General features: G+C 72.9%; 10 protein-coding genes and 1 pseudogene. 8 read left to right on the top strand and 3 right to left on the bottom strand.

Annotation, left to right across the window (positions count from 1 at the left end; translation table 11 throughout):
• Window positions 1–110: 110 nt before the first annotated feature.
• The 5 genes and pseudogenes from ACIRYZ_RS33700 to ACIRYZ_RS33680 all read left to right on the top strand — a co-directional run.
• Window positions 111–899 (top strand): gamma-glutamyl-gamma-aminobutyrate hydrolase family protein, encoded by a 789-nt coding sequence (locus ACIRYZ_RS33700; RefSeq protein WP_402951784.1) that lies wholly within the window; start codon window positions 111–113, stop codon window positions 897–899.
• 86 nt (window positions 900–985) lie between these two features.
• Window positions 986–1,663, top strand: coding sequence for a FadR/GntR family transcriptional regulator (locus ACIRYZ_RS33695; RefSeq protein WP_402951782.1), 678 nt, complete (start codon window positions 986–988; stop codon window positions 1,661–1,663).
• On the top strand, window positions 1,660–3,099 hold the full coding sequence (locus ACIRYZ_RS33690) for an amino acid permease (protein WP_402951779.1): 1,440 nt from the start codon (window positions 1,660–1,662) through the stop codon (window positions 3,097–3,099). Before ACIRYZ_RS33695 ends, ACIRYZ_RS33690 begins: the two co-directional genes overlap by 4 nt.
• 106 nt (window positions 3,100–3,205) lie before the next feature.
• On the top strand, window positions 3,206–4,222 hold the full coding sequence (locus ACIRYZ_RS33685) for an asparaginase (protein ID WP_402951776.1): 1,017 nt from the start codon (window positions 3,206–3,208) through the stop codon (window positions 4,220–4,222).
• A gap of 37 nt (window positions 4,223–4,259) precedes the next feature.
• Window positions 4,260–4,770 (top strand): annotated as a pseudogene (locus ACIRYZ_RS33680) (lyase family protein); the annotation flags it as partial.
• 126 nt (window positions 4,771–4,896) lie between these two features.
• Here ACIRYZ_RS33680 and ACIRYZ_RS33675 read toward each other — a convergent pair.
• The 3 genes from ACIRYZ_RS33675 to ACIRYZ_RS33665 all read right to left on the bottom strand — a co-directional run bounded on the left by ACIRYZ_RS33675 (window position 4,897) and on the right by ACIRYZ_RS33665 (window position 7,276).
• Window positions 4,897–5,160 carry a hypothetical protein gene (locus ACIRYZ_RS33675; RefSeq protein WP_402951774.1) on the bottom strand — a complete coding sequence of 88 codons (264 nt, stop codon included), beginning with the start codon at window positions 5,158–5,160 and terminating at the stop codon, window positions 4,897–4,899.
• A 185-nt stretch (window positions 5,161–5,345) separates the two neighbouring features.
• Window positions 5,346–7,007 (bottom strand): phosphoenolpyruvate--protein phosphotransferase, encoded by a 1,662-nt coding sequence (gene ptsP, locus ACIRYZ_RS33670; protein ID WP_402951771.1) that lies wholly within the window; start codon window positions 7,005–7,007, stop codon window positions 5,346–5,348.
• Window positions 7,004–7,276, bottom strand: coding sequence for an HPr family phosphocarrier protein (locus ACIRYZ_RS33665; RefSeq protein WP_396251470.1), 273 nt, complete (start codon window positions 7,274–7,276; stop codon window positions 7,004–7,006). Before ACIRYZ_RS33665 ends, ptsP begins: the two co-directional genes overlap by 4 nt.
• A 337-nt stretch (window positions 7,277–7,613) precedes the next feature.
• On the opposite strand from ACIRYZ_RS33665, the gene ACIRYZ_RS33660 reads away from it, so the two are divergent.
• The 3 genes from ACIRYZ_RS33660 to ACIRYZ_RS33650 all read left to right on the top strand — a co-directional run bounded on the left by ACIRYZ_RS33660 (window position 7,614) and on the right by ACIRYZ_RS33650 (window position 11,478).
• The gene (locus ACIRYZ_RS33660) at window positions 7,614–8,375 is read left to right on the top strand and encodes a DeoR/GlpR family DNA-binding transcription regulator (RefSeq protein WP_402951768.1); all 762 of its coding nucleotides are present in this window, start codon (window positions 7,614–7,616) and stop codon (window positions 8,373–8,375) included.
• Window positions 8,372–9,343, top strand: coding sequence for a 1-phosphofructokinase (gene pfkB, locus ACIRYZ_RS33655; protein ID WP_402951765.1), 972 nt, complete (start codon window positions 8,372–8,374; stop codon window positions 9,341–9,343). Before ACIRYZ_RS33660 ends, pfkB begins: the two co-directional genes overlap by 4 nt.
• A 116-nt stretch (window positions 9,344–9,459) precedes the next feature.
• The gene (locus tag ACIRYZ_RS33650; RefSeq protein ID WP_402951763.1) at window positions 9,460–11,478 is read left to right on the top strand and encodes a fructose-specific PTS transporter subunit EIIC; all 2,019 of its coding nucleotides are present in this window, start codon (window positions 9,460–9,462) and stop codon (window positions 11,476–11,478) included.
• Window positions 11,479–11,677: the final 199 nt, after the last annotated feature.

The raw sequence follows: 11,677 nt of genomic DNA, 5'->3' as shown, positions 1-11,677 counted from the left end.
GGGCCGTGCACCCCCTCTTCCGCAGCCCTCCTTACCGCGCGTCCGTCGGGCGGTGGGCCGCGGAGGAGACGGCCGTCGACGATCGACTCCCGCCCCTGAAAGGAAGTGGTATGCCCAAGCCACTCATCGGACTGACCACCTACCTCGCCGACGCTCAGTGGGGGGAGTGGGAGCTGCCCGCCGCGCTGCTGCCCGCGGCGTACATCAGCTGTCTCCAGGCGGCGGGCGGCCGCGTGGTCCTGCTGCCGCCGGACGCGCCGGAAGCCGCGGCCGATGTCGTCGCGCGGCTGGACGCGATCGTCCTGACCAGCGGCGAGGACGTGGATCCCGCGCTGTACGGGGCGCGGCCGCATCCGTGCACGGGACCGCCGGTGCACGAGCGCGACCGGTGGGAGTGGGCCGTGCTGGCCGAGGCTCTCACGCGTGACATGCCGGTGCTGGGAGTATGTCGCGGAATGCAGTTGATGAACGTGCACGCAGGCGGAACCCTGATCCAGCACCTCCCCGAAACCGTGGGTCACCACGGGCACAACCTGCACGGCGGCCACTTCTCCCCCCATGCCGTCACCACGGTGCCGGGGACGCGGATCGGCGCGCTCCTTCCGGGGACCCGCCAGGTCGCCACGCACCATCATCAGGCGGTGGAGTCCCTCGGGGCCGGCTTGATCGTGGGCGCCCGCACGGCGGACGGCACCGTCGAGGCGATCGAGAGCACCCGGCACCGCTTCGTGGTCGGCGTGCAGTGGCACCCCGAAATGGCTTTCGATTCGGCGGTGGTGCACGCCCTGGTGGCTGCTGCCAGGGCCACGTCGAACCCGGCTCCTGATCGCACCGCCGAGAGCAAGGTGCGCGCTCGGCGGAGTGCGCCGGACGTCGTTCCGTCGAGCCCGGTGTCTTGACACCACTGCGCTCCGACCCGGAAGATCACCCCGTGAACCTGTCAGACAGCCAGACAGGTGGTCCGATTCCGCGGCGCGTCAGCGCGATGGAAGCGGTGTTCAGCCACCTGCGCAGCGCCATCGAGCGCGGTCAGTACGCCGTGGGGGACAAGCTCCCCTCGGAAGCAGAGCTGTGCCGGACCCTGGAGGTCAGCCGGCCCGTGCTGCGGGAGGCACTTCGTGCCCTGCAGGCCATGGGCCTGACGGTCTCGAAGACCGGCAAGGGCACCTTCGTCGTGGCGAACACGGTCGAAGACCCCACCTTCGGCGACTACGCGGCCAGCGACCTCCTGGAGGTGCGCCGGCACGTCGAGATCCCGGTCGCCGGCTACGCGGCGCTGCGCCGGACCCCGGAGGACCTGGACCACCTGGCCCACCTGCTCGACCGGATGGAGCGGGAGACCGACACCACCGCGTGGGTCGCCCTGGACACCGTGTTCCACCTGGCGGTGGCCGAGGCCTCCGGCAACCCGGTGTTCCGCCGGGTGATCGAGGAGATCCGTGACGCACTGGCGCGTCAGTCGACCCTCCTCAACGAACTCGGCGGTCGGCGCGAGCAGTCCAACTGCGAGCACCGGGCGATCGTCGAGGCCCTGATCGACGGTTCCGAGCCCGACGCCGTCGAGGCGATGTCCCACCACCTCCACCGCGTGGAGGCCACCCTCACCGACATCGTGCGCCCCCAGCGCGCGGACACCTCAAGAGAAGGCAGAGCCGAGGCGTGAGCGAGCAGTTCCTCAAAGACGAGAAGCGCCCCACGACCCGTCACGTCGACGCCGGCGACACCGGCTACAGCAAGTCCCTGAAAGCCCGGCACGTCAACATGATCGCCATCGGCGGTGCCATCGGCACCGGGCTGTTCCTCGGCGCGGGCGGACGGCTCGCCGACGCCGGGCCCTCCCTGTTCGTCGCGTACGCCATCTGCGGCGTCTTCGCGTTCCTCGTCGTGCGAGCGCTCGGCGAGCTGGTCCTGTACCGCCCGTCCTCCGGCGCCTTCGTGTCGTACGCCCGGGAGTTCCTGGGGGAGAAGGGCGCGTACACCGCCGGCTGGATGTACTTCCTCAACTGGGCGACCACCGGCATCGCCGACATCACCGCCGTCGCCACGTACACCCACTACTGGCACCTGTTCTCCGGCGTCCCGCAGTGGGTGATCGCGCTCATAGCCCTGGCCGTGGTCCTCACCGTGAACCTCATCTCGGTGCGGTTCTTCGGCGAACTGGAGTTCTGGTTCGCCATCGTCAAGGTCAGCGCCCTGGTCGTCTTCATGGGAATCGCGATCTTCCTGCTCGTCACCCAGCACCCGGTCGACGGCGTCGTACCCGGTCCGTCCCTGATCACCGACAACGGTGGGATCTTTCCCAACGGCCTGCTGCCGATGCTGCTGATCATCCAGGGCGTCGTCTTCGCCTACGCCTCCGTCGAACTGGTCGGCGTGACGGCCGGGGAGACCGAGAACCCCGAGAAGATCATGCCGAAGGCGATCAACTCGATCATGTGGCGCGTGGGCCTGTTCTACGTCGGCTCGGTCGTGCTGCTGTCGATGCTGATGCCGTGGAACAAGTACACCTCCGGCCAGAGTCCCTTCGTGACGGTGCTCTCCCACATCGGTATCCCGGCGGCGGGCAGTGTGATGAACCTGGTCGTCCTCACCGCGGCGATGTCCTCGCTCAACTCCGGCCTCTACTCCACCGGCCGCATCCTGCGCTCCATGGCCGTCAACGGATCGGCCCCGCGTTTCACCGCACGGATGAGCCGCACCCAGGTGCCCTACGGCGGCATCCTGCTCACCAGCGGCATGTGCGTCCTCGGTGTCGGCCTCAACTTCGTGGTCCCCGCCGACGCGTTCGAGATCGTGCTCAACCTCGCGGCCATCGGCATCATCGCAACCTGGGGCATGATCATGGTCTGCCACCTCCTGTTCTGGCGGAAGACCACGGCCGGCGAACTGACCCGGCCCGGCTACCGCCTGCCCGGCTCGCCCTGGACCGAACTCGTGACGCTGGCCTTCCTCGCTGCCGTCCTGGTCCTCATGTACGCCGACGGCGGCGCCGGACGCACCACCGTGCTGTGCGTACCGCTCATCGCTGCGGCACTCGTCGCCGGCTGGTACGCGATCCGCGGGCGCATCGCGCGCACCGCCGCCGGAGCCGACGACTGAACCCGGGCGGCCCGGGGGACCCGCAGAGCCACCGCGCGTCCGCCCGGGCCCGCCGCCCCCAGGCACACAGGTCAGCAGTCCCAAGCCATCACCGATCGAGGCAGTCATGCTCACCAGCCCCCTCGCGGACGCGCCCGCGATCCGCGAGCCCCGCCACGCGCCCGTCGCCCACGTCACCCGGGGCGGCGTGGTCGAGAGCACCCACTACGGTTCCGTCGTCGTCCTCGGTGGCGACGGCAAGCTCCGGTTCCACCTCGGCGACGCGGAGGCCGCGTGCTACCCGCGATCGGCCCTCAAGCCCGTCCAGGCCGTCGCCATGGTCCGGGCGGGACTGCCGCTCGACGGCGAACTACTCGCCCTCGCTATGGGCAGCCATTCCGGCGAGGAACGCCACCTCGCCGGTGCCCGGCGGATCCTGGCGCTTGCCGGCCTCACCGAGGACGACCTGCGCAACGTCCCTGACCTGCCGTACGGCCCGGCCGTCCGCGACACCTGGATCCGGGAGGACCGCCCGCCCTCCCGGCTCGCCCAGAACTGCTCCGGCAAGCACGCCGCGATGCTCCACCTCTGCAAGCTCAACGGATGGCCGCTACAGGACTACGACGCCCCTGAGCACCCGCTCCAGCGGATGATCGCGGAAGTCGTGGAGGACCTCACCGGCCAGCGCATCGCGCGCGCCACCGTGGACGGCTGTGGCACCCCCCTGTTCGCCGTCTCCCTGCACGGCCTGGCCCGCGCAGCCGCGCGCATCGCCACCGGCGCGCCCGGGACCCCTGAATTCCGGGTGGCGGACGCGCTGCGCACGCACCCGGAGATGGCCTCCGGTGCGGGGCGGGACGTGGCCGAGCTGATGCGCGCGGTACCCGGGCTGCTCGCCAAGGACGGCTTCGAGGGCGTCCAGATCGCAGCGCTGCCGGACGGCCGCGCCGTCGCCCTGAAGATCGCCGACGGGGCGAACCGGGCACGCATCCCGGTGGCGGCGGCCGCCCTGGCGCTGGCGGGAGTCGACCCCCGGCTGCTGGCCGGGTTCGCGGGGGAGCCGGCGATCGGCGGCGGCCGGCCCGTCGGCGGCGTGCGGCCGGTGGCGGCGCTGGACCCGTCGGCCCTGCTCGCCCCCGCGTGACCCGACCCACCACTCCGAGAAGAGGACCCGCACACCCATGACCGCCGCCACCCGCAGCGAACACGACCTGCTCGGGGACCGCGACGCCCCCGCCGACGCCTACGGGGGCGTCCATACCCTGCGCGCCACCGAGAACTTCCCCATCACGGGCACATCTCCGCTTACCCGTACCTGATCGACGCGCTGGCCGTCCTCCAGGACGCCTTCGCCCGCAAATCCGTCGAGTTCCGCGGCGTGCTGAAGATGGGCCGCACACAGTTGCAGGATGCCGTGCCGATGACGCTCGGGCAGGAGTTCTCCGCCTTCGCCGTCATGCTCGACGAGGACCGCGGCCGACCGGCGGAGGCCGTCGAGTTGATCCACGAGACTCAACCTCGGCGCGACCGCGATCGGCACCGGCCTCAACGCCCCCCGCCGGGTACGCCGAATCCGCCCGGAGCCACCTCGCCGACATCACCGGGCTGCCCCTGGTCACCGCGGCCAACCTGATCGAAGCCACCCAGGACTGCGGCGCGTTCGTCCAGATGTTCGGAGTGCTCAAGCGCCTGCTCCCGGCGGAGCAGCTTGCGGCCCTGCTGCGGCCCGAGGTCATCGCCGGCAGCGGCGCGGCTGTGGCCTGAGGACAGTGCCGCTTCTGGGTCGGCTTCCCGATCGGTGATGATCCTGACGGCCGGTCACTGTTCCAGAGCCGCCGCCATGCAGTCGAGGTCGGTGAGCAGTGCCGCCACGCGCTCGGGCGGGATCGCTGCCGTCATGTGTCGCTCGATGGCGTAGACGGCGTCCTGGACGGCGGCCAGGCGCGCGCGGCCCTCCTTGGTGAGGCGGGCCGGGCGCGCCTGGCCGCCGCGGGCGTCAGGATCCTGACCCCCACGGTTGACAGCCCGTTCGGGCCGACCTTCTCCTTCGAAGGCCCCGAGGGTTACACCCTCACCGCGCACGGGGGCTGACCCGTGACCGCCGACTCCCTCGGCCCGTGCCGGCCCGCGCCGGTCGCCGGTCGTGTGAGACTCTCACCGGTCTCACCGGGCTGACCGACCGCGCCCCGACTGCTCGGGGCGCCGAGCCCGCCGCCGCCCGTCCGATCGCGGTCGACGGGCCGGGTCCGGCGCCCCGAAGGAGTGGATCAGCCGCCGCCGGCGATCCTTGACCGGACCTTGCTGCGGGCATCGTCGGCGTCGTCGGCGTGCAGGGCCAGGTCGGCGAGCTCGCGGCACTCCGCGAGGGTGTGGGCAGCCAGTGCGGCCCGCACCTCGGGGAGCGAGGCGGGGGCGGCCGACAGGCTGGTGATGCCGAGGCCGACCAGGACCATGGCGAGGGCCGGGTCGGCAGCGGCTTCGCCGCACACCCCGAGCGGACGGCCGTGTTCGGCGGCAGACCGGGCGGCGGTCGCGACCAGCGTCAGCAGGGCCGGCTGCCACGGGTCGAGCAGCTCGGCGAGGGAGCCGAGCATGCGGTCGGCCGCGAAGGTGTACTGGGCCAGGTCATTGGTGCCGATGCTGAAGAAGTCGCAGACCTCGGCCAGCCGGTCGGTCCGCAGGGCAGCTGCCGGGACCTCGATCATCGCTCCGGCCAGCGGCAGGCCGTGCGCGCGGACCCGGGCGGCGAACTCGGCGGCCTCCCGCGGGACCGACACCATCGGGGCCATCACCCAGACCTGCGCGGTGCCGTCCGTGGCGGCCTCGGCGATCGCGGCGAGCTGGGTCTCCAGCAGCTGGGGGTCGCGGGCGGCCGTCCGCAGTCCGCGGACGCCCAGCGCCGGGTTTTCCTCGTCGGCGGCCGTGACGAAGGGCAGCGGTTTGTCCGCGCCCGCGTCGAGTGTGCGGACGACCACCCGGCGGCCGGCGAAGGCCGCGAAGACCTTCCGGTAGGCGGCGGCTTGTTCGGCGCGGCCGGGTGCCTCGGTACGGTCCAGGAAGAGGAACTCGGTGCGGAACAGGCCCACGCCCTCCGAGTCGGCGGCAGCAGCGCCGGTCAGTTCGTGCGGCGCACCGAGGTTGACCAGCAGCGCGACCGGGTGGCCGTCCGCCGTGCGGCCCGGCCCCCGGACCCCGGCAGACAGCTCGCGGCGGCGGCGGTCACGCTCGGTGGCCAGCCGGAGCGCCTCCGGGCTCGGGTCGGGTTCGACCACGCCGTCCGCGCCGTGCACCAGGACGTGCAGGCCGTCCTCCAGCTCAATGGCGTCGGCGCAGCCGACCACGGCGGGCACGCCGAGGGCTTTGGCGAGGATGGCTGTGTGGCTGGTCGGTCCGCCGCGGACAGTGACGAGGGCCAGCACCCGGGCAGGGTCGAGCAGCGCCGTGTCGGCGGGTGCCAGGTCGTCGGCGACCAGGACGTACGGGTGCCCGGGGTCCGGCAGGCCGGGTGCGGGCAGGCCGAGCAGGTGCGCCACTGCGCGGTCGCGGAGGTCGTCCAGGTCGGCGGTGCGTTCCGCGAAGTGACCGCCGGCGGCGAGCAGTGCGGCGCGGAAGCCGTCGAAGGCGGTGGCGAGCGCGTGGGCGCCGTCGGTGCCCCGCTGGACCAGCGCGGCCGCCTCGTCGGCGAGGACGGGGTCGGCGGCCATCATGGCTTGCGCGGCGAGCACCTCGGAGGCGGGGCCGCTCACGCGGGCGGCACGCTCGTCCAGGTCGGTGACGACCGCGGTGAGGGCGGCACGGACCGCGGCCGCTTCGGCCGTCGGGTCGGGGACGGGCCTCGGGGCGGGCAGCGCGGGTGCGGGCGCCATCCGGGCGACCGGGCCTGCCGCGCTGCCCGTACCGACGCCGATCCCGCGGATCGGAGCGCTCATGCCGCTGCGTCGAGGTCGGAGGCGAGCAGGTCGGCGAGCGCCTTCAGCGAGTCCTGGGCCTGGTCGCCGGCGGCGGTGAGCTCCAGGGTCTCGCCGCGACCGGCAGCGAGGGCGAGGACGGAGAGCAGGCTGCGGGCGTCGACCGGGGCCTGGCCCGGGCGGCCGACGGTGACCTTGACCGGCTGGCGGGCGGCGGCCTGGACGAACAGCGAGGCCGGGCGGGCGTGCAGGCCGCTCCGGGATCCGACGGTGACCTGGATCGAGTGCATGGGAGTCCTTGAGGAGAGGGAAGCGCCGACCCGGGTGGGAGCCGGGTCGGCGGACGAGGGGCACAGTGGCCCCGCGCGGAGGGTGAGCGGGAGTGAGCCGAGGGGAGCCGGTCTCCGCGGTACGGGGGCGGTAGCGGAGACCAGGCATTCTGTGGTTTCACGCCCGTTAGCGTGTTGTTTTGATTGGTTCTATGCCCGATCCGTAAGTGGTGTCAACACGTTCGGGCAAACTCAAAGATGACGGCAAAAGCCGGTACGACCTCTTGCTTTTCCGCTCCGAGCGCGTATGGTCGGCCTGAACCAAGCGCGAACAGACATGAAACGGACCCAATCCCACATGTATGCACCCGAGCGGCAGCAAGAGATCCTCCGCCTCGCCCAGGAGCAGGGCCGGGTGGACGTGCCGACGCTGGCCGAGGACTTCGGCGTGACGCAGGAGACCATCCGGCGTGACCTGAGCGCCCTCGACCGGGCCGGTCTGCTGCACCGGGTGCACGGCGGCGCGCTGCCCGCCGGCGCGCTGCACCTGGAGCCCGGCCTCGCCGAGCGCGACTCCACGGCCGCGGCCGAGAAGGAACGCATCGCCAGGGCAGCCCTGGCCCTGCTGCCCAGCGAGGGCAGCGTCATCCTCGACGCCGGCACGACCGTCTCGCGGCTGGCCGGCCTGCTGCCCGCCGACTGCACGCTCACCGTCGTCACCAACGCCCTCCCGGTCGCCGCCCGGCTGGCCGACCACCGCGGGCTCGCCCTCCACCTGGTCGGAGGTCGGCTGCGCCACAGCACCCAGGCCGCCGTCGACGCGTGGGCGCTGCGCGACCTGGCGGACATCCACGCGGACGTCGCGGTCGTCGCCACCAACGGCTTCTCACCGGAGGGCGGCCTCTCGACGCCGGACCTCGCCGAGGCGGCCGTCAAGCGGGCCATGCTCGCCGCTGCCCGGCGGGTGGTCCTGGTGGCCGACTCCTCCAAGTACGGCGCCCGTCACTTCGCCCGCTTCGGCTCGCTGGACCAGGTGGACGTGCTGGTCACGGACACCGGGCTGACCGACGAGCAGACCGCCGAGATCGAGAACCACGGACCGGAAGTCATCCGCGCATGATCGTCACCATCACCCCCAACCCCAGCCTCGACCGCACCTACGAACTGGGAACCCTCGTCCCGGGCGAGGTCAACCGGGCCTCGCATGACCGACTCGACCCCGGCGGCAAGGGCGTCAACGTCTCCCGCGCGCTCACGGCCGCCGGCCACCGCACCAGCGCCGTCCTCCCCCTGGGCGGCCTCTCCGGGCAACTGCTCGCCGACCTGCTGCGCCGCCAGGGCATCGATGTCGCGGCGGTCGCGATCGCGGGCGACACCCGGATCAACGTCTCGATCGCCGAGGACGGCGGCAGCCTCACGAAGATCAACGCGGTGGGCCCCGAGCTCAGCGCCGCCGAGTCCGCCGCACTGCTGGCGCTCGTCCGCGACGTCCAGAGGACCGGACAGGACGTCGGACAGGGCACCGGGAACGACGTGGACTGGCTCGCCTGCTGCGGCAGCCTGCCGCGCGGACTGGCACCCGAGTGGTACGCCGAGGTGGTTGCCCAGGTGCACTCGGGCGGTGCCCGGATCGCCCTGGACACCTCCGGCCCCGCGCTGCTGGCCGCGCTCTCGGCCCGTCCCGACGTGGTCAAGCCCAACCGGGAGGAACTCGCAGAGGCCGTGGGCCGCCCGGTCCTCACCATCGCTGACGCCGTGGACGCGGCCGAGGAGCTGCGCGAGCGCGGCGCCCAGCAGGTCCTCGCCAGCCTCGGTGCGGACGGGATGCTGCTGATCGCCGGGGAGGGCCGCTGGTACGGCAGAGCGCCGGTCGCCGCCGTCCGCAGCGACGTGGGCGCGGGCGACGCCTCACTCGCGGGCTTCCTCGGCGCGGGCGGCACCGGCCCCGAGGCGCTCGCGGCGGCACTGGCGCACGGCGCCGCCGCCGTACAACTGCCGGGGAGCGTCATGCCGACCCCGGCCGATCTGGACCCGGCCGTGGTGGTCGTGACGGCGGACCTCCCGCTCGACCGACCGCTCAGCGGTTGAGAACGTCCTCCGGCGTTCACCGCCGGAGGCAGCACGCCCGACCGTGTGGGACGGGAAGGGCGGCAATTTCCCGGGGGCAAGGGACACCGTCAGGCACCAGTCGAAGGACCGACACGATGAGCGACACCAGCGGACTGATCACACCCGCACTCGTTGACCTCTACCTCGCCCCCGAGGACAAGAGCGAAGCCCTGCGCGTCCTCGCGCAGCGGCTGGTCGCCGAGGGCCGGGTCACCGACCTCGAGGGCTTCCTCGCCGACATCGCCGCCCGCGAGGCCCAGGCCCCGACCGGGATGGGCGACGGGATCGGCATCCCGCACTGCAGATCGCCCCACGTCACGCAGCCGAGCCTGGCCTTCGGCCGCAGCGCCAGGGGTGTCGACTTCGACGCCCCGGACGGACGGTCAGCCGACCTGATCTTCATGATCGCGGCACCGGCGGGTGCGGACGACACCCACCTGCAGATCCTCGCCGCGCTGGCCCGCCGGCTCATGGACCCCGCCTTCACCGGCGCCCTGCGCGAGGCCGAGAACCCGAGCGCGGTCGCGGCGCGGATCAACGGTGAGGAGGCACCGGTCGCTGCAAAGGAGGCGGTCCCTGCTCCGGAGACGCCTGCTACTCTCCAGCCGACCGCTGCCGACAGCGGGCTGCGGCTGGTCGCGGTCACCTCCTGCCCGACCGGCATCGCCCACACCTACATGGCCGCCAAGGCCCTGGAGCTCGCCGCCGCCCGGGCGGGCGCGCGGATCCAGGTCGAGACCCAGGGCTCGGCCGGGACGACGCCGCTCGACCCCGAGGTGATCGCGGCAGCCGATGCGGTGATCTTCGCCCATGACGTCGAGATCCGGGACCGGGCCCGCTTCGCCGGCAAGCCGACCGTGGACGTGGGCGTCAAGGCCGGCGTCAACCGCGCCGACGACCTGATCGCGCAGGCCGCCGGGCTGGTCACCGGCGCCGGCACCCGTCCCACCACTGCCGCGCTCACCGCTCCCGCCCCGGTTGTCACCGCGAGCGCGCCGGGTGAGCACTGGGCCCAGCGGCTGCGCACGTACCTGATGACGGGCGTCAGCTACATGATTCCGTTCGTCGCGGCCGGCGGTCTGCTGATCGCCCTCGCCTTCGCGATCGGCGGCTACCAGATCGCCTCCGCGCCATCCGTGCTGGGCCACTTCGACTGGACCTCCTCGCACAGCTGGGCGGCGATGCTGTTCCAGACCGGCAAGACCTCGTTCGGCTTCCTGGTCCCGGTCCTCTCCGGGTACATCGCCTGGGCGATCGCGGACCGGGCGGCACTGGCCGCCGGCATCGCCGGGGGTGCCGTGTCGGTGGCGGTCGGCGCGGGCTTCCTCGGCGGCATCGTGGCGGGCCTGGTCGCAGGCTTCCTGGTGCTGTGGATGATCCGCTGGAACATGCCCCGGGCGATCAGGGGCATCATGCCGGTCGTGGTGATCCCGCTGCTGTCGGTGGCCGTGGTCGGCTTCCTGATGTTCGTGGTGGTCGGCTCGCCGATCGCCTCGGCGATGACCGGCCTGACCGACTGGCTGAACGGCCTCTCCGGCTCCAACGCGATCATGCTCGGCGCGCTGCTCGGCGCGATGATGGCCTTCGACATGGGCGGTCCGCTCAACAAGGTCGCCTACACCTTCGCGGCCGGTGCGCTCACCACCGCGGGGACCACCCCGGATGCCGGCAGCCTCAAGGTGATGGCTGCCGTGATGGCTGCCGGCATGACCCCGCCGCTCGGCCTGGCCCTGGCGACCGTCGTCCGGAGCAGGCTCTTCAGTCCCGAGGAGCGGGAGAACGGCAAGGCGGCCTGGGTGCTCGGTGCCTCGTTCATCACTGAGGGCGCGATCCCGTTCGCGGCGGCCGACCCGCTGCGGGTCATCCCGGCGGGCATCGCCGGCAGCATGACCGCCGGTGGCTTGTCGATGGCCCTCGGCTCCACCCTGCGTGCCCCGCACGGCGGAATCTGGGTGCTCCCGCTGATCGGCAGCCCGTTCCTGTACCTGGTCGCGGTCGCGGCGGGCACGGCGGTCACCACGACGGTGGTGGTGCTGCTCAAGGGGATGCGGAAGCCCGCCGCCGCGGCGGCGCCCGGCTCCCCGGTCGCCGGGAAGGACGCGGTCGCCGTCTGACCTGTCGGCCCATGAGGCGCGTCGAGGTGCGTCCGGGGTGATCCGGCAGGCCGAATCCGAACCGGTTCGGGGCGCCCCGGGGGTTGGGGGGGGGGGCCGCCCGGGGGGGGGGGCGGGGCCGGGGGGGGGGAGCCCCCGGTGGGGGGGGGGAGGGTGCAGGGGGGGTGGGGGGGGGGTGGGGGCGGGGATCGGGGCCGGG

Source organism: Kitasatospora sp. NPDC101155, from assembly GCF_044768305.1.
Lineage (GTDB): Bacteria > Actinomycetota > Actinomycetes > Streptomycetales > Streptomycetaceae > Kitasatospora.
Note: the sequence above shows the minus strand (reverse complement) of the source record. Positions and strands in the feature narration are given on the sequence as shown.

Coding starts and splice junctions, on each gene's coding strand:
- pfkB (WP_402951765.1), top strand. CDS start 8,372: ATGATCGTCACCATCACCCCCAACCCCAGCCTCGACCGCACCTACGAA.
- ACIRYZ_RS33700 (WP_402951784.1), top strand. CDS start 111: ATGCCCAAGCCACTCATCGGACTGACCACCTACCTCGCCGACGCTCAG.
- ACIRYZ_RS33650 (WP_402951763.1), top strand. CDS start 9,460: ATGAGCGACACCAGCGGACTGATCACACCCGCACTCGTTGACCTCTAC.
- ACIRYZ_RS33685 (WP_402951776.1), top strand. CDS start 3,206: ATGCTCACCAGCCCCCTCGCGGACGCGCCCGCGATCCGCGAGCCCCGC.
- ACIRYZ_RS33695 (WP_402951782.1), top strand. CDS start 986: ATGGAAGCGGTGTTCAGCCACCTGCGCAGCGCCATCGAGCGCGGTCAG.
- ACIRYZ_RS33660 (WP_402951768.1), top strand. CDS start 7,614: ATGTATGCACCCGAGCGGCAGCAAGAGATCCTCCGCCTCGCCCAGGAG.
- ptsP (WP_402951771.1), bottom strand. CDS start 7,007: ATGAGCGCTCCGATCCGCGGGATCGGCGTCGGTACGGGCAGCGCGGCA.
- ACIRYZ_RS33665 (WP_396251470.1), bottom strand. CDS start 7,276: ATGCACTCGATCCAGGTCACCGTCGGATCCCGGAGCGGCCTGCACGCC.